Below are 20,557 nucleotides of genomic sequence, written 5' to 3'. Positions count from 1 at the left end.
CCTCCGGAACGACCGTTGCCAACATCTGTTGGCAAACGTTTGTTGGCAACAGTAGGAGGGCGCCGATTGTGTGTCAACAGGTGTTGGCATACGGTCGTTGACATGACAGTGCCCGCCCCGCCGACCCAACCCCGCCGCTCGGACGCCACCCGGGCGGCGATCCTGCGAGCGGCCCGTGAACGGTTCGCGGCGGACGGGTACGAACGCGCCACCATCCGGGCCATCGCCGCCGACGCCCGGATCGACCCGTCGATGGTCATGCGCTACTACGGCAGCAAGGAGGGTCTTTTCGCGGCGGCGGCCGAGTTCGACCTGCGCCTGCCCGACCTGACGCCGATCCCGCCCGAGCACCTCGGTGAGACCCTCGTCCGGCACTTCCTCAACCGGTGGGGCGGTGACGAGACGCTCGTGGCGCTGCTGCGGGCCGCCAGCACCAACCCCGGTGCCGCCGAACGCATGCGCGACATCTTCGCCAACCAGCTCACCGCGGCGGTGGCCACCTTCGGCACCGACCCGACGACGACCGCCCGCCGTGCGGGGCTGGTGGCCAGTCAGATCCTCGGCCTCGCCTTCACCAGGTACGTCGTCCGCCTGCCACCCATGGTGGACATGCCGGCCGACGACCTGGTCTCCTGGATCGCACCGACCCTCCAGCGCTACCTGACCGGCACGCCGGGAAGCTGACCCAACCTTTTCGCCACTCCCGTGCGTCTGCCAGGTGACGCGCATCGGGACGGCCGGGAGGAGGGCGGATGGCACCCAAGGGTGACGACGGGCGCGACGGCTACCTCGCCTTCGTGGAGAGCCACCAACACCGGCTGCTCCGCGCGGCGTACCTGATCTGCGGCAACCGCCACCAGGCCGAAGACCTGCTCCAGGACGCCCTGCTGAAGCTGGCGCTGCGATGGGCTTCGGTCCGCAACGCCGACCCCTCCGCGTACGTCCGGACGATCCTCTACCGGGACTCGGTGTCGTGGTGGCGTCGCCGTCGCCGCGAATGGCTCAGCGCCGCCCCGCCGGAACAGGTGGCACTCGACCGGGACGGCGCGTTGCGACTCACGCTGCACGACGCGCTGGGTCTGCTGCCGGCCCGGCAGCGGGCCGTCCTGGTGCTGCGCTACTACGAGGACCTGACCGAGGTCGCCACCGCGGAAGCGCTCGGAGTGACGGTCGGCACCGTGAAGAGCCAGTGCCACGCCGCCCTGCGCCGGCTCCGTGAAGTGGCCCCGGACCTCGCCCTGGACACCCGACCGGGCGACGGAGCGGCGACCACAGGTGTGGAGGTGAACCCGTGAACGAGCAGGAGCTGCGTCGACTGCTGACCGTCAGTGTCGAGGACGTGCTGCCCAGCCAGCCCGCGACGGCCAGCTGGGACCGCGCGCGGCGCACCCGGCGTACCCGACGGGCCGTCGGTGCTGTCGCCCTGGCCGTCGCACTGGTCGGCGGCGGCACGGTCGCCGCCCTACGACCGCCTGGAGATCCGCCACCGGACCAGTCGGTGGCGCCGACCGTCGAACCCACCCACGCGGGGCCGGTGGCGCGAGTCCCCACCGACCTGCCCTTCCCACCCGATCCGCTGGCCCGACTCACCAACCCGGCGACCGTGCGGCTCTCCGAGCGACCGGTCCAGCGGGCGCTGGCGCTGTTCCAGCCCTTGGACGAGGAGTATCACGAGGACGGTCCGGTCCGGGTGCTCGGCAATGACGGCGTGGTGCGCAGTCTCGACGTGGTGACGCTCGCGCCCACCCGGGACGTGGGCGGCAACCAGGCGCCCGCCGTGAAGCCGGGCGTGCTGTCGCCGGACGGCAGGTCGGCCGCGTTCGCGCAGCCCAACGAGCTGATCATGGTCGACCTCACCACGGCGGCCGTGCGCCGGGTTCCGCTCGACGGCTACCTGGAGCTGGTGGTCTGGGCGAGTGACCGGGTACTCGTCGGCGGTGACCGCCGGACCTACGCGGTGGACCGGGACACCGGCAAGGCCAACGAGATCGACGTGTCGCCCTGGGACATGATCGCACCCGATCCGGCCGCCGGGCGAGAGGCGGCGCTGATCGAGGTGATCGGCGAGCAGGGGGGCCTGACGCTGCGCAGCCGGACCGCCCGCGAGGGAACGATCCGCTCCGAACAGCGGATCAGCGGAGACGCGCTGCCGGTGCCGTACCAGGTCCACGAGTTCTACGGCCGGGGCTGGCTGCACGGCGAGCGACTCGCCCGCGCGGCGTGGATCACCAGCAGCGAGATGCAGGGCGCCGAGGGGGTGGTCGTGCTGGACGCCCGGACCGGTGCCGTGGCGCACGTACTCGACGTCGGCCGGGACCGGTGGAAGGGTTGCTGCGAAGTGCTGGGTTGGGACAACAAGGGTGCCGTGCTGCTCCGCCTGCAACCGAACGGCGTGGCACGTTGGCACCCGGAGACCGGCGAGGTCACCGGCGTGCTCCGCGATCTGCCCGGCGTGGTGGCGCTGGCCGGCTGAACACCGTCCCCGCGCGGCCCGTCAAGGTCGCGCGGGAACGGGAACAACTGCTCAGGCGGCGAGGCCGCAGTGCCAGTCAGGCGGCGAGGCCGCCGGGCTGGTCGCCCTTCACCACGGGTGCCCGGACCAGGTTGCCCCACTCGGTCCACGACCCGTCGTAGTTGCGCACCTGCGGGTAGCCCAGCAGGTGCCGCAGCACGAACCAGGTGTGGCTGGACCGCTCACCGATCCGGCAGTACGCGATCACGTCGTCGTCCGGGCTGAGCCCGAGCTGGTCGGCGTAGATCGCCTTCAGCTCGTCGGCGGACTTGAAGGTGCCGTCGTCGTTGGCGGCGGACTTCCACGGCTTGCTCACCGCACCCGGGATGTGCCCGCCACGCAGCGCGCCCTCCTGCGGGTAGTCCGGCATGTGCAGCGTCTCGCCGGTGTACTCACCCGGCGATCGGACGTCGACCAGCGGGCGGCCGGCGGCGATGTGCGCCATGACCTGCTCGCGGTAGGCGCGCAGCGGCGCGTCGTCGCGCAGCGGCACCGGGTAGTCGGCACGCGGTCGAGTCGGCTTGTCGCGGGTCACCTCGCGACCCTCGGCGATCCACTTCTGCCGACCGCCGTCGAGCAGCCGCACGTCGGCGTGGCCGAAGAGCGAGAACACCCAGAGGGCGTACGCGGCCCACCAGTTGAAGTTGTCGCCGTAGAAGACGACGGTGTCGCCCCGGCCGATGCCCTTCGCGGCACACAGCTCGGCGAAGCTCTTCGCGTCCAGGTAGTCCCGGGTCACCTGGTCGTTCAGCTCCAGGTGCCAGTCGACCTTCACGGCACCGGGGATGTGACCGGATTCGTAGAGCAGCACGTCCTCGTCGGACTCGACGACGACGAGGCCCTCGTCGCCCAGGTGCTCGGCCAGCCACTCGGTGGTGACCAGCCGTTGCGGGTCCGCGTACGACTGGAGGCGGGGATCGGGATCGCTCGGCACAGACATGATCCCCAAACTACGCCGCAACGCGGCCGGACGGCCCGCCATCGAGCATCGGGAACGACACATGTGGCGCGGGGAACGTTGGCGGTGCCGTTCAGGCGCGGCGGTGGACGATCCGACCGGCGACCACGGTCACCAGGCAGACACCGTCGACACCGTGGACCGCGAAGTCGGCGCGCCGGCCCGGAAGCAGCACCGCCGACACCGCGCCGGGCAGCACCAGTACGTCGCTCCTGTCGACGGCGGCGCGCAGCGGCAGGTCGGTCAGGTGCTCGGCCAGCACCGCCGTCACCCCGTTGCGCAACAGCGCGTGCACCCGCTCGCGCGGGGTGGGCGCCGCCGGCAGCGGGCCGTCGTGCCGCAGACCCGGCCCCAAGGTGCCGGGCCAACGGCGCAGCCGAACGCCCGGGTACGCCGCAGTCAGCTCGGCCAGCGGCCCAACGGCCTCGATCCGGTCACCGCTCACGAGTACGGCGTGCTCCGGCACCGCCTCGCCGGCCCGGTCGCGCCACAGCAGCGTCGCGGTGTGCAGGGTGAGCATGCTCAGTCGACGATGGGCCCGAGTAGCGGGCGCTTCGCCGTCACCGTGTCGCCGGACGACCGGCCGGTGAGCCGCCGCTTCACCCACGGCGCGAGGTGCTGACCGGCCCACCGCAGGTCGGCGGCGCGAGCGGCCAGCCACGGCGACGGCGCCGGGTGCGGCGGGACCATCAGCCACTCCTCGTCGCAACCCACCCCCAGTGCGTTCAACACCTGCCCCGCGACCCGCCGGTGCCCGGCCGCGGAGAGGTGCAGCCGGTCGGTGCTCCAGAGCATCGGGTTGAGGAAGGTGTCGTCGGCGTACAGGTCGACCATGATCGCGCCGTGCCGCTCGGCGGTCTCGCCGACCGCCTGGTTGAGCAACTGCACCCGGGGAGCGACGAGCCGCTGGCCGGGCAGCCGGGCCATCACGTCGGCGAACCGGAACAGCAGCACGTCCGCGCCGCCCGAACGCAGTTGCCGGACCACCTCGTCGAAGCGGGCGACCAGCGTGTCCGGGTCGAAGGTGCGGCGCAGCACGTCGTTGCCGCCGGCCGCGAAGCTGATCAGGTCGGGCTTCATCGCCACCGCCGCCGGCACCTGCTCGGCGACCACCGAGGGGAAGAGCCGACCCCGGATGGCCAGGTTCGCGTACCGGAAGTCCGGGCCCGCCTCGGCGGCCAGCCGGGTCGCCACCAGGTCGGACCAGCCCCGGTAGCTGCCGTCCGGGTAGGCGTCGTCCATGCCCTCGGTGAAGCTGTCCCCGACCGCGACAAAACTGCGCCAGCGCACCTGCGCCCCCTTACGCCACTCGTTGCCTGCGGCGACCAGTCTGTCACCGGAGGCACCACCGGCACCGCCCCGAACGGCGGACGTGGCGGACGTCATGGGTCAGCCACGCGGCCCCCACCGCGCCGCACGGGAACGCGACTTCACCGGAGCCGGTTGGCGGCCGGATCGACAGGAGGGACCGGCCGCCCCCGTGAGCAGCCGGTCCCTCGTCGTACCGGTGGACGTCCACCTGATGGCTCAACCCAGCAGGCCGCCCCACGGCTGACCAGCCGGAACCGTCGCGCTGGCCTGCACCCGGCCGTCCACGCCGTAGCGGACCAACCGGTACGCCGGGGCGTCGTCCGCCGGCGTCGCGGTGTTGACCTGGACCACCAGGCCGCCGTCGGCCAGGGCGACCGCCTCGACGGCCTGGCCGTGGCCGGTCGGCTCGCTCCAGGCCCGCTCGAGCGGAGTCAGTTCGGTGGCCTTCCCGCTGGTGGCGTCCACCCGGTAGGTGCGGAACCGCCAACCGCATCCGCATTCACCGGCGTTGGGCACGTGGGTGCTGATCACCAGGGACCGACCGTCACGGGAAACCCCGGCCACCCCGTCGACGACGAGGTCGGAGGGGATACGGGGACTGATCGTGCGCAGGCCGCCCCGCTCGTCGCGGACGTCCACCGCCCGGTCGGTGAACTGGGCGATCCACCCACCGGACACCGTCGGGCAGCTCGCCTGCCGGGTGGCGACCACCTTCCGGCCGGTGCCGTCGGCATTGACGACGATCACGGTCCAGTCCTTCTCCCGGCCCAGGCCGAACAGCACCCGGTCAGAGTCGAGCCAGCTCGGGTCGCAGGTCTGCTGGCCCTGTGTCGGGACGGCACGCTGGTTCGTGCCGGCGAAGTCGCTGATCACCAGCCGCTTGGCGGACGCCTCGACCCACGCGGCCCGCCGGCCGTCCGGCGCGACGGCGATCTGCCCGGCGGCCGTGCCGTTGCCCGGGCGACCCTCACGCACCACCTGCCAGCTTCCATCCGAGGTACGCCGCGAGATCCGCGCCGGAGCGTTCTTCGCCGCGCCGTGCTCCTGGGCGGTGTACCAGGTCAGCTGCGGCCACTGGGACGAGCCGACGGCCGGACCGGCCGACGCGACGGCGGGTGCCGCATCCACCGGCTGCCCGCCGGACCCGGAACCGCCGGACCCGGCCTCCGAGGTGCTGCTGACCGTCGGGGAGGCACCACCGGTCGTGGCGGGAGCGGACGCGCTGTCCGGGCTGCCGGAGCCGCAGGCCGCGACACCGACCGTCAGGAACAGCAGGGCTGCCGTGCCGGCGAGGACGCCGTAGCGACGGGCCGGGGCGGTGAGACGGGCGGGCTGGGTGAACGGGCCGAGGTTCATGGTGTTACTCCTTCATGGAGTTCGCTGCCGAGCGGGACACCACCCAAGACGAGCCCCCGGTCGCGGTGAGTTGCCGCCGCCGGATGCCGCTATCCGACAGTGAGATCCGGCCGCACCGGCAACCATTTCCGCAGGTGACCGACCGTGATCAACGACGGTTCGGAGACCGCGGAAGGGCGGGCCACCCGGAGGTGACCCGCCCTTCGCCGTGCTGGTCGTCAGGACACGACGGCCAGGATCTGCATGTCCTTCAGGGCCGCCGGCTCGGCGGTCTCGGAGAGCTTCTTGCCGTCCTCGTCCACCAACAGGACGGCGTACCCGCTGCCGGCCTTGACCCGGACGACCATCGACCCGTCGGACTGGAAGTACACCTGCCGCAGCTCGCGTCCACCCAACGGCAACACGACCTCCTTCCCGCTGCGGGTGTCCACTACGGCGTTGGCCCACAGCTCACGACCGACGTCACCGGCGTCCTCGCCTGGCGTCCTGCGGAGCAGCGCCATCCGGGAGCCGTCCGGGGACAGGCTGGCGATGTCGTTGCTACGCCAGCCGTCGGCGGAGAAGCCCGGAACGACTCGTTTCTTCGTGCCGTCCGTGCCATAGAGCGTGACGCCGCCGTCGCTGGTCAGGGCGATGGTCCGACCGTCCGCCGACCAGAGGGCGTGGCAGCCGCCCGGCTGCTCGGTCCACCAGGTGACCGTCTTCTTGGCGCTGCGGGTGTCCAGCACGCCGGACCGGCCGCCCCCACCCATCGCCTCGACCGCACGGAACAGCAGGTGACGTCCGTCCGGTGACCACACCGGGGTGAGGCACTGATCATCAACGTACGGCCGCATCTGCTGCTTGTCGGAGCCGTCGACGTCGGCGACGAAGAGAGTCTGTTCGCTGCTGTCGTCGCTCTCCACCCAGGCCACCCGGCCGCCGTCCGGTGAGACGCTCACATTGCCCTTCAACGCGAGTTCGGGCAGCGCCAGCAGTCGTACCGGGTTGTCGCCGGGGCGCCAGGACCGCAGGTTCACCTTCTGGGCGCCGGTGATTCCGGCGGGCCCGTAGAAAAGCTTGCCGACGTTCACCGTCGACGTGCTCGTGCTGGACCCGCTACTGGGCGGCGAGCCGGGTGCACCGCTGGTGCTGGTGGAGGGCGTCGGGTCGGCTGACGGCGTCGGCGTCGCCGTGACCGACGGGGTGTCGGCGGGCAGTGGGGGCGGGGACTGATCGGGCCGAACGGCCAGGGCGGTGCCGGCCGCCGCCGCGATCAGCACCAGCGCGGCGGCCGACGTGGCCACCGCCCGTTGGATACCGAGCCTTCGGGACGTACGCAGGGTCCGGTCCCGCAGGTCGACCACGGTGACCTCCTCGGCCAGCTCGGTCAGATCGAGCCGGAGGCGCTGGTCGTTCATCGGGCGCTTCCTTCCAGGACGTACAGCTCGGCGAGTTCGGGCGCGACAACGCGCAGCTTGGCCAGCGACTTCGCCGTCTGGCTCTTCACCGTGCCCACGGTGACCCCGAGCAGGTCGGCGGTCTCCACCTCGGTGCGGTCCTCGAAGAACCGCAGCACCAGCACGGCACGCTGTTTCGGGGAGAGCTTCGCCAACGCGGCCCGGAGAGTGAGCCGCAGGCTGGTCTGGTGGGCGTGGTCCGGGGCCGAGCCGCCTCCGCGTGGCTCGGGCAGGTCGCCCGGCATCGACTCGGGTATCCGGCGTCGTCGCCACCAGGACACCTGCAGGTGGTACATGGTCTTGCGGGTGTACGCCTCGGCGTTGCCGCTGTGGTGCAGCCGGTTCCAGGACCGGTGGGTTCGGGCCAGGGCCGACTGGACGAGGTCCTCGGCCAGGTGCTGGTCACCGGTGAGCAGGTAGGCCGAGCGCAGCAACGCCGGCGTGCGGGTACGGACGAACGAGTCGAACTCACTCAGCAGAGGGTCCACACGGGCCGATCCTTCGGGTAGTGAGGCGGGGGGGGTGAGGTGCTGCCTTCCCAGACGCGAGCGGCCGCGGCGATGGTTGCCGCCGCGATGCCCGCACAGCATCCACCGCCCCACGTCTCCGGAATCACCCGAATTGGGTCGCCCGGTCGGCCGGCACGGTCCTAGGCTGCGCCCATGCTGCTACGCATGTCGACCCTGTTGCTGCGGACCCTGCGCGAGGATCCGGCCGACGCGGAGGTGCCGAGCCATCGGCTGCTGCTGCGTGCCGGCTACGTCCGACGCGCCGCACCGGGCGGCTACACCTGGCTGCCGCTGGGCACGTTGGTGCTGGACCGGATCACCGAGGTGGTCCGCGACGAGCTGATCGCGATCGGCGACCAGGAGGTGCACTTCCCGGCGCTGCTGCCCGCCGAGCCCTACCGGACCAGCGGCCGGTGGACGGAGTACGGCGACGACATCTTCACCCTCGCCGACCGGCGCGGTGCCGAGCACCTGTTGGCGCCCACCCACGAGGAGATGGCGGCGCTGCTGGTCAAGGACCTGTTCACGTCGTACCGGGACTTCCCGGTGACGCTGTTCCAGGTGCAGACGAAGTTCCGGGACGAGGCGCGGCCCCGGGCCGGGCTGCTGCGCGGCCGGGAGTTCCTGATGAAGGACGCGTACTCCTTCGACCTGGACGAGGCGGGGCTGCGGGACGCGTACGCGCGGCATCGTGCGGCGTACCGGCGGATCTTCGACCGGTTGGGTCTCGACTACACGGTGGTGCACGCGATGTCCGGCGCGATGGGTGGCTCCGCGTCGGAGGAGTTCCTGGCGGCGACACCGGTCGGCGAGGACACCTACGTCGGCTGCACCGCCTGCGACTACGCGGCCAACACCGAAGCGGTGGTCACCCGGGCACCGGCTGCCGGAGACCCGACCGGGCAGCCTCCCGTCGAGGTGCACGACACACCGGAGACACCGACGATCGCCAGCCTGGTGGAGCTGGCGAACGCCCGCCGGTTGGGCGGTCGGGACGGCTGGACCGCCGCCGACACCCTGAAGAACGTCGTGTTGTCCGTCCGTCAGCCGGGCGCGGACCGGGCCGAGCCTCTGGTGATCGGGCTGCCCGGTGACCGGGAGGTCGACCTCAAGCGGGTCGGCGCCGCCCTGCACCCCGCCCAGGTGGCCGTCTTCGAGGAGTGGGCCGAGCATCCCGAGTTGATCCGCGGCTACATCGGGCCGCAACTGCTCGACAAGCTGGGCATCCGTTACCTGGTCGATCCTCGGGTGGTGATCGGCTCGGCCTGGTTGACCGGGGCGAACGAGCCGGGCCGCCACGCGACCGCTGTGGTCTGCGGGCGGGACTTCACCCCGGACGGCACGATCGAGGCGGCCGAGGTGCGGGCCGGTGACCCCTGCCCGGACTGCGGCGACGGTGAGCTGACCATCCGGCGGGGCATCGAGATCGGGCACATCTTCCAGCTCGGCCGCCGGTTCACCGACGCCTTCGCGGTCGACGTGCTCGGGCCCGCCGGTAAGCCGGTCCGGCCGACCATGGGTTGCTACGGCATCGGGGTGTCCCGGGCGGTGGCGGCGGTCGCCGAGCAGCACCACGACGACCGCGGGCTGGTCTGGCCGGCGGCGATCGCGCCGTGCGACGTACACCTGGTGGTCGCGGGCAAGGGCCCGCAGCTCGACGCGGCGCTGGAGCTCGGCGGGCGTCTCGCCACCGCCGGCCTGCGGGTGCTGGTCGACGACCGCACGCACGTCTCGGCCGGGGTGAAGTTCACCGACGCCGAGCTGATCGGCATCCCCCGGGCCGTCGTGGTCGGCCGCCGACTCGCCGACGGGTACGTCGAGCTGCGCGAGCGGGCCGGCGACGGGCGCTCCGAGTTACCGCTGGAAGGTCTGGTGGAGCGGCTCGTCCAGGAGGTGCGCCGGGAGCGGGGAAACCTGGTGTAACTACCGCGTCACGGGGTAGTGCTGTCGGATCGGTGGAAACATCTTCGGAGAGGCTCTCATGACCGAGTACCGGGTCAGTGACGTGATGACCAAACAGGTCGTGTACCTGCCGGCCGAAACCACCCTGGACGAGGCGGCCAGGGTGATGAAGGAGGCCGACATCGGCGACGTGGTGGTCACCGAAGGTGCCAGCCTCGCCGGCATGCTCACCGACCGGGACATCGTGGTGCGGGCCGTGGCGGAGAACAGCTCCCCTGCGGCCACCACCATCGGCTCGATCGTCACCCGCGAGGTCGTCATGATCGAGCAGCACTGCACGGCGAGTGAGGCGGCGGCGCTCATGCGGGACCGGGGCATCCGGCGGGTGCTGGTCTGTGACACCGATCGCAAGCTGGTGGGGATCGTCTCGCTCGGCGATCTGGCCATGCAGCTCGACCCCACCAGCGCGCTCAGCGAGATCAGCGAGCAGTCACCCACCGTGTGACCGGGGCCCCGGCACGACGGCGGTAGCCTCGACGCATGGCTGACATGCCGGCCCGACTGGCCGAGATCGTTGACGAGTTCGCCGCCGCGCCGCGCGATTTGGTGCTGGAGATGCTCCTGGAGTACGCGGACGTCATCCCGGTGCTGCCGGAGGGCACCGTCGAACGCGAGGGCATGGAGCAGGTGCCCGAGTGTCAGACATCGTTCTTCCTGCGTGCCAAGGTGACCCCGGACGGCACCGTGGCGACGCTCTTCGACTGCCCACCGGAAGCGCCGACCACCCGGGCGTTCGCCGGGATCCTCGCCGAAGGGCTCGCGGGCGCGAGCGCCGAGCAGGTGCTCGCCGTGCCGGACGACCTCTATCAGCGGATGGGGCTGGCGCAGGCGATCAGCCCTCTGCGGATTCGCGGCGGCACGGCGATCCTGGGGCGTCTCAAGCGGCAGATCCGGGAACAACTCGACTGACCGCGAGGTTGCCAACGATCATGGAGATCGAGATCTACGCGGACGTGATCTGCCCGTGGTGCTACATCGGCAAGCGCCGCCTGGACGAGGCCCTCGCCAGCTACGAGGGTGAGGTGACGGTCCACTACCGGCCGTTCCAGCTCGACCCGTCGCCGGTCCCCGAGCCTCTTCCGCTGGTGGAGGCGCTGGCTGGCAAGTTCGGCGGCCCGGAGCGCGCCCGGCAGATGGTCGACCACGTGACCCAGGTCGCGGCGGCTGACGGTCTCCGACTGGACTACGACCGCGCGGTGATCGCGAACACCTTCGACGCGCACCGGCTGGTCTCCTACGCCACCGACCACGGTCGGGCGGCCGAGATGGTGGAGGCGCTCTACCAGGCGCACTTCAACCACGGCGTCGACGTCGGCTCCCGGGAGGCGCTGGCCGCGCTGGCCGGTGACATCGGCCTCGATCCGGCCGACGCACGACGATTCCTCGACTCCGACGAGCGCGTCGCCGACGTCGAGGCCCAGCTCGCCACCGCTCGGGGCCTCGGCATCACCAGCGTGCCGACGTTCGTCCTGGCCGGAAAGTACGCGGTATCCGGCGCGCAGGAGGTGCAGACGCTGCTCGCCGCGTTCGCCGAGGTCGAGCAACGCGAAGCCGCGGCCCACTGAGCCGACACGGCAACCGACATCGATGATCACGATGTTTCACGTGCAACAACATCGATGTCGGTTGCTGGTCAGGCCGGCTTGGCCAGGCCTTCCACCACCTGAGCGCCGGGCAGCGCTCCCAACGCCGGCCCCGGCAGTGCGATCTTGCTGTGCCGTACGCCCGATCCGACGATCACGTGCGGGGTGGCGATCACCCGCGAGTCGACCAGGATCGGCCACTGCGCCGGCAGCCCGATCGGGGTGATGCCGCCGTACTCCATGCCGGTCAGCTCGACCGCGTCGGCCATCGGCGCGAAGCTCGCCTTACGGACGTCCAACGTCCGGCGGGCCACCCCGTTCACGTCGGCCCGAGTGGTGGCCAGGACGATGCAGGCCGCGTAACGCACCACACCGTCCCGCTTGCCGGCCACCACGACGCAGTTGGCCGACACGTCCAACCCCACCTCGTACGCCTCGCAGAATGCGGCCGTGTCGGCGAGGTCGGCGTCGATCGGCGCCACCAGCACGTCGTTGACGTCCACCGGCGCGTCGGCGGGCCACTGCGCGATGGCCTCCGCCACGGGCGGGGCGAGCAGGTCGAGGCGTGCGCGGGCCGGTTCGGTCTTCAGCGTTCCCATCACGGGTGCGATCCTCGCATCCGTGCTGCCGAATCGCCCGGCGGCTCCCGAGCCGTCCCGCGACACCACCGGCCCGGGCCGGACCGCGCCAGTACTCAACTGCCGGCGAGGAACGCGTTGTCGCGCATGAAGGAGCGGTCGCGGGCAGCCGCCAACTCCTCCTCACGCCTGGCCTTGGCCCGTTGCAACTCCAGGTCCTCCAGCGCGTGGCGGACACCCAGCCGGATCACGCCATAGAGGAAGACGAATCCGAAGACGTAGAGGATCACCGTGGTGACGACAGCGAACATGGCGCCACCGTAAGACGAACGTGAACCGTTGTTGCTCTCATCTCCGGTCGGTTCCCCCGTACGTGTCAGCGAGGTGGTCGGCCCAGGTACGGACGCCCCGGGGCACTGCCTCGGTGACGAGACCCCCGGCGCGCAACTCACGACCGAGTCGGCCGGGGATCCGCACCGGCAGCAGCGGTCGGCGCGAGCCTCGGGCCTCCCGCCACGCCCGTACCGCCTCGTCGAAGCGGAGCACCTGCGGCCCGCCGAACTCCTCGATGCCGCCCAGCGGACCAGCGACCAGCCGAGCCGCCAACCGCGCCGCCACCTCGCCCGGATCGACCGGTTGGGCGAGCACCGCCCGGTCCCCGATCACCGGCCCCAACCGCGAGCTGGTGGTGAGCAGGTCGTCGAGGAACTGCGGGAACTGGGTGGCCCGCAGCACCGACCACGGCACCGGTCCGGCCGCCACCACCTGTTCGGCGGAGAGCTTGTGCCGGTAGTACGGGATCGGCACCCGGTCCACCCCGACGATCGAGATGTAGACGAGGTGTCCCACCCCGGCGGCACCGGCGGCCACCACCAGCCGGCGGGTACCCAGCACGTCCACCTGGTAGGTCTGCCCGCCCTGCGGGGCGGACGCCAGGTGCAGCACGGCGTCCACCCCGGCCACCGCCTCGTCCAGCCCATCGCCCGTCGCGAGGTCCGCCACCACCCACTCGACCTCGGAGTCGGTACGCCACTGTCGGCTGGTGGCCCGGACTGTGACACCGTCGTCGCGCAGCCGGGCGAGCATTGCACGCCCCAGGCGACCGCCCGCTCCGGTGACCAGAACCCTCATCCCATCCTCCTGCTCCGGCCGCGAACCGCGGCACACCTGCCCGTTCGATGAGCCGTCGGGCCCACCGGTGTCGACGGCACAGGCGGCGCCCCCGTGACCGGGAGTGCGGCGGCTCACCCGGAACGGATCAGGTCCAGCACGGTCAGCAACGCGAAGAACGCGATCACGATCTCGTTGACGATCCAGGCGTGCCCCTCGGCCCATTCCCGCATCCGGGTCAGCGCCCGCGCCGCCCTGTCCCCGAGCAGCAGCAACGCGAGCAGGGGCAGCGCGAGCAGAAGAACGGTGAGCAGCACGAACGGCACCAGGTGCCACCACGGCAGGTTGTGCCGGGCCACGCTCGCGCCGACGGCGGCCATGGTCAGGTCGTCCGTCGGTGTCACCACGAAGAGCAACGCGCCCAGTCGCACCGCCTGACGGGGTTCGGCACGTTCGATGCTTCCCAGCCATCTCGGTGGCCCGGACCGGTTGCGCCTGACCCACACCACCACGGCCAGACTGACCAGCAGTGCGAGAACCACCAGGTCGATGGCGGGACCGCGATCGACCTTGCCGGCGACGGCACTGGCGTCGGCGGCCAGGCCGCCCACCCAACGGGTCAACAGCCAGCTCACCGTCACTCCGGCCCCGACCACCAGCCCGGCGCCGACGAGGAAGCCCAGCGACGCCGCCCGGGGCCGGTTCGACGAGGCGAGGAAGACCGCCACGACCAGTTGGGACCCGGCGACCATCACCACGGCGAGCGGCAGGATGGTCAGGAAGTTCATCGCCCGTCATCCTCCCGTCCCGACCGGTTCGGATGCGGCCGTTTCCCCGGATCACCCGAGCGGTCGCGTGCTCCCACCCACCACGACCCGGCCGGCCAGCAACGCCCCGAGCAGCGCGAGAGCCGCCGCCACCACCAGAGTCAGCGTGTAACTCGCCGGGCCGGGCGCGCCGCCCGCCGCCAGCACGGCCCCGGTCAGCGCCAGCACGGTCGCCGCGAAGAGAGAGTCGCCCAGTTGCAGCGAGGAACTGTTACGACCCTGCTCACCCGGGGCGGACAGCTCCAGGGTGAGCACCGACAACGACGGGTAGAGCAAGCCCATGCCGAGGCCGGCGACCGCCCAGCCGACCACGGCGACACTCACCGGCAGCTCCGGCCGGACGGCCAGCGCCACCGCGGCGGTGCCGACGGTGATGCAGGTCAGCCCGGCGCGCGGCAGGCTGGCCCGGGAGATCGGCACCGGAATCCGACCCTGCAACCAGGAGCCCACCGACCAGGCCAACGCGCCGACCGTGAGGACCAGCCCGGCCGCAGTCGGCGAGAAGCCCCGCTCCCGGGAGAGCATCAACGGGATGACGACCTCGGCGCCGACGAACGCCGCCGACGCCAGACCGCGCAGACCGACGACTGTCGGCAGCCCGCGCGCCGCCGTGAGGAAGCCGGCCGGCAGCAGGCGCGGGGCGCAGACCAGCAGGCCGACCACGGCGATGACGATCAACACGATGGCGGAGGTGCCGCGCTGCTGACCCCCGATGTGCAGCAGCGCGGCACTCAGCGCGGCACCGCACGCCCACCCGATCCGCTCCGCCGCACCGGCCGGCGGACCGGTCGCCGCACTCCGACCCAGCGACCGAAGGCCCGGATGGATCAGCAGGACCGCCGGCACGGCCACCGCCGGGACCGCCAGGAAAACCCACCGCCAGCCCAGGTACTGCACGATCAGGCCGGCGACCGCAGGCCCCACCAGCGACGGTACGACCCACGCCGCCGCGAACGCCGCGAAGATCTTCCGGTGCAGCTCCTGGGGGTACGCCTGCCCGACGATCACGTAGAGCGCCACCGAGAGCAGCCCGGAGCCGAAACCCTGCACTGCCCGCCCGACGACCAGCGCACTCATCACGGGCGCGGTTCCGGCGATCAGCAACCCCACCACGAACCATGCGACGCCGTGCCACATCGGTCCCCGAGGCCCCCGGGCGTCGCACCAGATGCCGGACACGACCATGGCCAGCACACCCGTCGCGAAGGGCCCGCCGAACGCGATCCCGTACAGCGCCAGCCCGTCCAGGCTGCGGGCGACGGTCGGCATCGCCGTACCGACTGCCAACGCCTCGAACGCGAGCAACGAGATCAGCGCGACGCTGCCCACCGTCATCGCTCGCAGCCGGGGCGCGAACAGCCCGGCCGCGGTGGGTGTGGCGGGGGCGACTGTGCTCGGCATGCACCGAGCATGCGACCTCAACCCGGATTGAGGTCAATCGCCGGTGACCTGGCTCTCGTCAGGCGTCCTGCAACGCCTCCCCGACCCCGCGTACCAGGCCGGAAAAATGCTGGTCTGCCAGCAGGTGACCGGCGGTGATCACCAGAGCGATCGGCCACTCGATGACTTGGAGAGCAGCCAACACCCCGAGCCCGGCGTAGTAGACGACCTTGTCCGGTGGCGGCACCGCCACCTCACCCAGCATCGGCAGCTCGACTCGTCGCTGGTACATCTGGACGTTCTCGTGCGAGCCGTTGAGGTGTCGCGTCAGCGTGCTCATTCCGGCCTCCCCGTGTCCGGTGATGGTCGTCGGATTCCACGCCCCACCCCGTCCATGCGCCGGCCTCGACACAAAGTTCCGCCACTCAGGGGGCATAACGGACGTCAGGTCGGGAAGCCAGGCCGCCGGACGTGCGGCGTGGGAGGACAAGATGGCCAAGGTCAGCACCAGCAACAACAGGAAGCCGGGCCGGCGCCCGTCCAGCCGTACGCCTCGATGACGGCGGCGGGTCGCGCTGCCGGCCGTATCCTGCCGTCCTTCGGCGTGCCACACCTTGTCGGCGCGGCGTCCCGGACCGTCGGGTCGGCCGCGACCCGACTCGCCCGGTCGGTCGGGCTCGCCCGGCGTCGGGTCTGGTCCCGACCCGGTCGGCACCACATCGAGGTGCACGGCGTGTGCCAGGATGGCGGCGACCAGCTCGCCCGGCAGGTGGAGGGCGCGCTGGAGCGGATGCCCGGGGTGGCCTGGGCCAGGGTGAACGCCCCATCCGGGCGGGTGGTGGTGGCCGTGCAGGCCCCCGAACCGGATCTGGGTGACCTCATCGCCACGATCAGCCGGGTCGAGCGGACCTGCGACCACGAGCCCGACCCCGAGATCCCACCCCCACACCCGCCCGAGGAAGGCCCACGCAACCCGCGCACCCTCGGCGCGCTCGCGTCGGACGCGCTGGGTCTGACCCTCTGGGCGGCCACCCGGGTCCTGCCGTTCGCACCGTTACCCGGTGAGGTGGCCGGCGCGCTGTCGGCGGTCGACCTGCAACCGAAGCTGCACGCGCTCCTCGGCAAGACGTTGCGCTCCGACCCGCGCGCGGAGGTCCTCTTTCCCCTGGCCGAGGCGGTGGTGCAGGGCCTGACCGGCCGCTGGAACGGCATCGTCCTCGACGGCGCCCAACGTCTCGTGCAGTGGGGCGAGGACCGGGCCCAGCTCTCCGCCTGGGAGAGCGCCGAACCGCGGTTGACCGGCGACCCCGAGCGCGCCGTCGCCCGGTGGCCGGTAGTCGACCGTCCCCGACCGAAGCCGCACGGCCCGGTCGAGCGGTACATCAATCGGATGCTCGCCGCCGGCACGGCGGCCGGTGCGGCGGCGGTGCCCGTCGCCGGGCGCAAGCGGGCCGCCGCGCTGGGCCTGTCCGCGCTACCGAAGGCGCCCGGCAGCGGACGCGAGGGGTACGCCGCCCAACTCGGCAGGATGCTGGCCCGGCGCGGGGTGATCGCGATGGACCGCAGTGTGCTGCGGGAGTTGGACCGGATCGACACGCTCGTGCTGGACGCTGCGGTGCTCGGCTCGGATCGGGGCGTACTGGCTGATCTGGCACCGGCGACCGGAGCGGACGTCGACCAGGTGGCGGAGCGGGCCTTCGCGCTGTTCGACCCCGACGATCCGGCCGCCTTCCGGAGGTCGGACGGCTGGCAGCTCGGACCGCTGGACCAGATGCCAGCTCACGATCCCGACAACGTCCCGGACGGCGATCGACTGCGCTCGGCCGGCGGCCAACTGCTCGGCCTCGCCCACGGTGACCGACTCGCCGCCCTGTTGCGGGTCGAGCCGGAACCCGCACCCGGTGTCGCCGGACTGCCGGCCGCCGCGCGGCAGGCCGGCCTGCGACTGGTCGTCGCGGGCGGTGACGAGGAGCGGTACGGCTTCGCCGACGCGATGCTGCCCGGTGGGGACCGGCTGGCCGAGTCGGTACGCGCGTTGCAGCGCGACGGTGCGGTGGTGATGCTCCTTTCCGCGAACCGCAGGGCGCTCGGCGCGTCCGACTGCGGTCTCGGGTTCGCCACGCCGGAGGACCTGCCGCCGTGGGGCGCGCACCTGTTGGTCGGTGCCGACCTGCGGGTGGTGACCCTGGTGATCGAGGCGACCGGGGTGGCTCGGCGTACGGCCCAGCAGAACATCCGACTCGCCATGGCCGGCACCGGTCTCGGAGCGCTGGGCGCGTTCACGGCCCCGCCGACCGAACTGCCCGGCCGGTCGCTCGTCGCGGTGAACGGCGCGGCCGGGTTGGCCTTCGCGAACGGGGTCTGGCAGGCCCGCCGGTTGCACGACCAGTCGGACACCCCGGCACCGGTCACGACCGCCTGGCACCTGATGCCCGTCGGCACAGTGCTCGACCACCTGCGCACCACGCCGGACGGACTGGCCAGCGCGGAGGCGCAGCGCCGGCACCAGGGCACCGGCGGAAACGGCGATGCCGGACCGGGGAGCGGTGGGCTGCTGCGGGCCTTCGTGGACGAGTTGTCCAACCCGCTCACCCCGGTGCTGGTGGCCGGGGCGGTGCTCTCCGCGTCGTTCGGATCGTTGGTCGACGCCGCGCTGGTGGGCAGCGTGGTCGGTGGCTCCGCGCTGATCGGCGCGGTGCACGAACGGAACACGGAACGGTCGCTGGCGGAGTTGCTGTCCCGTTCGGCGGTGACCGCACGGGTCCGTCGCGACGGGGCCGAGCAGGTGGTCGCGGCCGGAGACCTGGTCCTCGGAGACGTCATCGCCCTCGAACCGGGCGACTCGGTTCCCGCCGACTGCCGGGTGCTCGAATCGGTGGGCCTGGAGGCGGACGAATCGTCGTTGACCGGCGAGTCGTTGCCGGTCGCGAAGTCCAACCGGCCGGTGGTGGCCGCCGCGATCGCGGACCGACACTCGATGCTCTACGAGGGAACGACAGTCGCCGCCGGGCACGGCACTGCCGTCGTGGTGGCGACCGGCTCGGACACCGAATCCGGCCGTAGCCTCGCCCTGGTCAAGCAGGCACCGCCGGCCAGTGGAGTGGAAGCCCGGCTCGGATCGCTGACCAGCATGGCCATCCCGTTGGCCGCCGGCTCCGCGGTGGCGGTGGCGGGCGCGGGGCTGCTTCGGGGCGTACCCCTGGCCGAGACGGCGGCGACCGCCGCGAACCTCGCCGTGGCGTCGGTGCCGGAAGGGCTGCCGTTCCTGGTGAGTGCGGCGCAGCTGGCCGCCGCCCGACGCCTCGCCGAGCACGGCGCGTTGGTCCGCAACCCGCGCACCATCGAGGCGCTGGGCCGGGTGGACGTGCTCTGCTTCGACAAGACCGGCACCCTCACCGAGGGGCAGTTGCTGCTGGCCGGTGTCGGTGACAGCGCCGGCGACCGGTACGCCCCGGTGGACCGGCTGGACGACCGACTCCAGATGACGCTGGCCGCGGCGCTGCGGGCCACTCCCGCCGCGGCGAACCCGGAGGAGCTGGCGTTGCAGACCGACCGGGCGGTCCGGCGGGGTGCCGGGGAGGCCGGGGTGGTGGAGCAGACCGGCGCTCCCGGTTGGCGGGCCGCCGGCGGGCTTCCGTTCGAGCCGTCCCGCGGCTACCACGCGAGCATCGGCGAGACCGACGGCCACCTGCTGTTGAGTGTCAAGGGTGCTCCGGAGACGGTGCTGCCGCGCTGTTCGGCACGGCGCATGGACGGCAGCCAGCAGCCGCTGGACGACGCCGGGCGCGCGGAGCTGGAGCGGATGCTCGCCGACCGGGCCGGGGCGGGAAATCGGATCCTGGCCGTCGCGGAATGCGCGGTGGACGACCCGAAGGTGACCGACTCCGGCGTGCGAGGGCTGACCTTCGTGGGCTTCCTGGCCCTCGCGGACGGGGTTCGGGAGAGCGCCGCCCCGGCGGTGCGCCGGATCCGGCAGGCCGGCGTGCACACCATCATGATCACCGGCGATCATCCGGCCACCGCCGAGGCGATCGCCGCCACCATCAGCGATCACGACGAGCAGCGCGTGGTCACCGCCGGTGAACTCGACCAGTTGGAGGACGACGCGCTCGCTGACCGGCTGGCCAACACCGACGTGGTGGCTCGCTGCACGCCGGCCCACAAGGTGCGGATCATCCAGGCGTTGCAGAAGTGCGGGCGGACCGTCGCGATGACCGGCGACGGGGCCAACGACGCTCCGGCGATCCGGCTGGCCGACGTCGGCATCGCCCTCGGCCAACGGGGTACCCCGGCGGCGCGTGCCGCCGCCGACCTGGTGGTCACCGACGACCGCTTGGAGACCATCATCGCGACCCTGGTGGAGGGGCGGGCGATGTGGTCGTCGGTGCGCCACGCGCTCAGCATCCTGGTCGGCGGCAACCTGGGCGAGATCGCGTTCAGCGTGCTCACCGCCGCGGCGACCGGTCGTTCCGCGCTCACCGGGCGACAACTGCTGCTGGTCAACCTGCTCACCGACCTGGCGCCGGCGCTGGCCATCGCGGTCCGGCCACCCGCGTCGGACCGCACCGACAGGCTGCTCCGGGAGGGCCCGGACGCGGCGCTCGGGGAGAGCCTCACCAGGGAGATCGGGCTGCGGGCGACAGCCACCACGCTGGGCGCGACCGTGGGCTGGACGTTGGCCCGGTACACCGGACGTCGTCAGCGGGCCGGAACCGTCGCCCTGGTGTCCCTGGTCGGCACCCAGCTCGGGCAGACCATCCTGGCCGGGGGCACCAGCCCGACCGTGCTGGCGTCCACGGCGGCGTCGCTGGGGGTGCTGGTCGTGGTAGTACAGACGCCGGGGGTGAGCCAGTTCTTCGGTTGTACGCCGCTCGGGCCGGTCGGCTGGACCATCGGGGCCGGCTCGGCGCTGGGCGCCACCTTCGCCAACGGCGCGCTCACCAAGCTGATGGAACACCTGCCGGAGGCACGACCCGACACCGCCCAGCCCTCGCCCGACGTCGAGCACACGGACTGACCAAGGCTGCCCCAC

19 protein-coding genes and 1 pseudogene are annotated in these 20,557 nt (G+C 72.2%); 8 read left to right on the top strand and 12 right to left on the bottom strand.

Annotated features, from left to right (window positions below; genetic code table 11):
* Window positions 1-102: 102 nt before the first annotated feature.
* The 3 genes from O7614_RS01690 (at window position 103) to O7614_RS01680 (ending at window position 2,473) form a co-directional block, all read left to right on the top strand.
* Entirely contained in the window at window positions 103-684 is a 582-nt protein-coding gene (locus O7614_RS01690) for a TetR family transcriptional regulator (RefSeq protein ID WP_278136742.1), read from the top strand.
* A gap of 68 nt (window positions 685-752) precedes the next feature.
* A complete protein-coding gene (locus tag O7614_RS01685) occupies window positions 753-1,295 on the top strand; it encodes a SigE family RNA polymerase sigma factor (protein ID WP_278136741.1) in 543 nt (180 codons plus the stop codon).
* Window positions 1,292-2,473: a hypothetical protein gene (locus tag O7614_RS01680; protein WP_278136740.1), complete on the top strand. Its 1,182-nt coding sequence runs from the start codon at window positions 1,292-1,294 to the stop codon at window positions 2,471-2,473. The genes O7614_RS01685 and O7614_RS01680 overlap by 4 nt, the downstream gene beginning before the upstream one ends.
* A 76-nt stretch (window positions 2,474-2,549) precedes the next feature.
* Here O7614_RS01680 and O7614_RS01675 read toward each other — a convergent pair whose 3' ends face one another.
* The 6 genes from O7614_RS01675 to O7614_RS01650 form a co-directional block, all read right to left on the bottom strand.
* Window positions 2,550-3,452, bottom strand: a complete 903-nt coding sequence (locus tag O7614_RS01675) for a sulfurtransferase (protein ID WP_278136739.1) — start codon at window positions 3,450-3,452, stop codon at window positions 2,550-2,552.
* 91 nt (window positions 3,453-3,543) lie between these two features.
* Window positions 3,544-3,990: a hypothetical protein gene (locus O7614_RS01670; protein ID WP_278136738.1), complete on the bottom strand. Its 447-nt coding sequence runs from the start codon at window positions 3,988-3,990 to the stop codon at window positions 3,544-3,546.
* A gap of 2 nt (window positions 3,991-3,992) precedes the next feature.
* On the bottom strand, window positions 3,993-4,760 hold the full coding sequence (locus tag O7614_RS01665; RefSeq protein ID WP_278142111.1) for an SGNH/GDSL hydrolase family protein: 768 nt from the start codon (window positions 4,758-4,760) through the stop codon (window positions 3,993-3,995).
* A 237-nt stretch (window positions 4,761-4,997) separates the two neighbouring features.
* Window positions 4,998-6,137, bottom strand: a complete 1,140-nt coding sequence (locus tag O7614_RS01660; RefSeq protein ID WP_278136737.1) for a hypothetical protein — start codon at window positions 6,135-6,137, stop codon at window positions 4,998-5,000.
* 218 nt (window positions 6,138-6,355) lie between these two features.
* Window positions 6,356-7,537 (bottom strand): hypothetical protein, encoded by a 1,182-nt coding sequence (locus tag O7614_RS01655; RefSeq protein WP_278136736.1) that lies wholly within the window; start codon window positions 7,535-7,537, stop codon window positions 6,356-6,358.
* Window positions 7,534-8,064, bottom strand: coding sequence for a SigE family RNA polymerase sigma factor (locus O7614_RS01650; protein ID WP_278136735.1), 531 nt, complete (start codon window positions 8,062-8,064; stop codon window positions 7,534-7,536). The genes O7614_RS01655 and O7614_RS01650 overlap by 4 nt, the downstream gene beginning before the upstream one ends.
* A gap of 174 nt (window positions 8,065-8,238) precedes the next feature.
* Here O7614_RS01650 and O7614_RS01645 point away from each other — a divergent pair, with 174 nt between their 5' ends.
* Genes O7614_RS01645 through O7614_RS01630 form a run of 4 tightly spaced genes read left to right on the top strand, consistent with a single transcriptional unit; the run spans window position 8,239 to window position 11,612 of the window.
* The gene (locus tag O7614_RS01645; protein WP_278136734.1) at window positions 8,239-10,008 is read left to right on the top strand and encodes a proline--tRNA ligase; all 1,770 of its coding nucleotides are present in this window, start codon (window positions 8,239-8,241) and stop codon (window positions 10,006-10,008) included.
* 58 nt (window positions 10,009-10,066) lie between these two features.
* Entirely contained in the window at window positions 10,067-10,492 is a 426-nt protein-coding gene (locus O7614_RS01640) for a CBS domain-containing protein (protein ID WP_278136733.1), read from the top strand.
* 35 nt (window positions 10,493-10,527) lie between these two features.
* Window positions 10,528-10,956, top strand: a complete 429-nt coding sequence (locus tag O7614_RS01635) for a SufE family protein (protein ID WP_278136732.1) — start codon at window positions 10,528-10,530, stop codon at window positions 10,954-10,956.
* Window positions 10,957-10,976: 20 nt separating this feature from the next.
* Window positions 10,977-11,612, top strand: a complete 636-nt coding sequence (locus O7614_RS01630; RefSeq protein ID WP_278136731.1) for a DsbA family oxidoreductase — start codon at window positions 10,977-10,979, stop codon at window positions 11,610-11,612.
* Window positions 11,613-11,680: 68 nt separating this feature from the next.
* Here O7614_RS01630 and O7614_RS01625 read toward each other — a convergent pair whose 3' ends face one another.
* The 6 genes and pseudogenes from O7614_RS01625 to O7614_RS01600 all read right to left on the bottom strand — a co-directional run bounded on the left by O7614_RS01625 (window position 11,681) and on the right by O7614_RS01600 (window position 15,921).
* Complete coding sequence (locus O7614_RS01625; RefSeq protein ID WP_278136730.1) at window positions 11,681-12,229, bottom strand: YbaK/EbsC family protein; 549 nt, start codon at window positions 12,227-12,229, stop codon at window positions 11,681-11,683.
* A 95-nt stretch (window positions 12,230-12,324) separates the two neighbouring features.
* On the bottom strand, window positions 12,325-12,519 hold the full coding sequence (locus O7614_RS01620; protein ID WP_278136729.1) for a hypothetical protein: 195 nt from the start codon (window positions 12,517-12,519) through the stop codon (window positions 12,325-12,327).
* Window positions 12,520-12,556: 37 nt separating this feature from the next.
* Window positions 12,557-13,339, bottom strand: a complete 783-nt coding sequence (locus O7614_RS01615; protein WP_278136728.1) for an NAD(P)H-binding protein — start codon at window positions 13,337-13,339, stop codon at window positions 12,557-12,559.
* 113 nt (window positions 13,340-13,452) lie between these two features.
* Complete coding sequence (locus tag O7614_RS01610; RefSeq protein WP_278136727.1) at window positions 13,453-14,106, bottom strand: GAP family protein; 654 nt, start codon at window positions 14,104-14,106, stop codon at window positions 13,453-13,455.
* Between the two features lie 51 nt (window positions 14,107-14,157).
* Window positions 14,158-15,546 carry an MFS transporter gene (locus O7614_RS01605; RefSeq protein WP_278136726.1) on the bottom strand — a complete coding sequence of 463 codons (1,389 nt, stop codon included), beginning with the start codon at window positions 15,544-15,546 and terminating at the stop codon, window positions 14,158-14,160.
* 58 nt (window positions 15,547-15,604) lie between these two features.
* Window positions 15,605-15,921: pseudogene (locus tag O7614_RS01600) on the bottom strand (hypothetical protein).
* Between the two features lie 160 nt (window positions 15,922-16,081).
* On the opposite strand from O7614_RS01600, the gene O7614_RS01595 reads away from it, so the two are divergent.
* Window positions 16,082-20,542, top strand: a complete 4,461-nt coding sequence (locus O7614_RS01595; RefSeq protein ID WP_278136724.1) for a cation-translocating P-type ATPase — start codon at window positions 16,082-16,084, stop codon at window positions 20,540-20,542.
* The last annotated feature ends 15 nt before the right edge of the window (window positions 20,543-20,557 follow it).

Source organism: Micromonospora sp. WMMD961, from assembly GCF_029626145.1.
In the GTDB taxonomy this organism is placed as follows: Bacteria; Actinomycetota; Actinomycetes; order Mycobacteriales; family Micromonosporaceae; genus Micromonospora.
The sequence above is the reverse complement of the archived record's forward strand: the minus strand, read 5'-3'. Positions and strand labels throughout refer to the sequence as shown.

Bases quoted from the DNA above. Each gene is read 5' to 3' on its own strand.
- O7614_RS01610 (WP_278136727.1), bottom strand. From the start codon at position 14,106: ATGAACTTCCTGACCATCCTGCCGCTCGCCGTGGTGATGGTCGCCGGG.
- O7614_RS01670 (WP_278136738.1), bottom strand. From the start codon at position 3,990: ATGCTCACCCTGCACACCGCGACGCTGCTGTGGCGCGACCGGGCCGGC.
- O7614_RS01690 (WP_278136742.1), top strand. From the start codon at position 103: ATGACAGTGCCCGCCCCGCCGACCCAACCCCGCCGCTCGGACGCCACC.
- O7614_RS01620 (WP_278136729.1), bottom strand. From the start codon at position 12,519: ATGTTCGCTGTCGTCACCACGGTGATCCTCTACGTCTTCGGATTCGTC.
- O7614_RS01685 (WP_278136741.1), top strand. From the start codon at position 753: ATGGCACCCAAGGGTGACGACGGGCGCGACGGCTACCTCGCCTTCGTG.
- O7614_RS01605 (WP_278136726.1), bottom strand. From the start codon at position 15,546: ATGCCGAGCACAGTCGCCCCCGCCACACCCACCGCGGCCGGGCTGTTC.
- O7614_RS01635 (WP_278136732.1), top strand. From the start codon at position 10,528: ATGGCTGACATGCCGGCCCGACTGGCCGAGATCGTTGACGAGTTCGCC.
- O7614_RS01595 (WP_278136724.1), top strand. From the start codon at position 16,082: ATGACGGCGGCGGGTCGCGCTGCCGGCCGTATCCTGCCGTCCTTCGGC.
- O7614_RS01640 (WP_278136733.1), top strand. From the start codon at position 10,067: ATGACCGAGTACCGGGTCAGTGACGTGATGACCAAACAGGTCGTGTAC.
- O7614_RS01630 (WP_278136731.1), top strand. From the start codon at position 10,977: ATGGAGATCGAGATCTACGCGGACGTGATCTGCCCGTGGTGCTACATC.
- O7614_RS01645 (WP_278136734.1), top strand. From the start codon at position 8,239: ATGCTGCTACGCATGTCGACCCTGTTGCTGCGGACCCTGCGCGAGGAT.
- O7614_RS01675 (WP_278136739.1), bottom strand. From the start codon at position 3,452: ATGTCTGTGCCGAGCGATCCCGATCCCCGCCTCCAGTCGTACGCGGAC.
- O7614_RS01655 (WP_278136736.1), bottom strand. From the start codon at position 7,537: ATGAACGACCAGCGCCTCCGGCTCGATCTGACCGAGCTGGCCGAGGAG.
- O7614_RS01625 (WP_278136730.1), bottom strand. From the start codon at position 12,229: ATGGGAACGCTGAAGACCGAACCGGCCCGCGCACGCCTCGACCTGCTC.
- O7614_RS01660 (WP_278136737.1), bottom strand. From the start codon at position 6,137: ATGAACCTCGGCCCGTTCACCCAGCCCGCCCGTCTCACCGCCCCGGCC.
- O7614_RS01615 (WP_278136728.1), bottom strand. From the start codon at position 13,339: ATGAGGGTTCTGGTCACCGGAGCGGGCGGTCGCCTGGGGCGTGCAATG.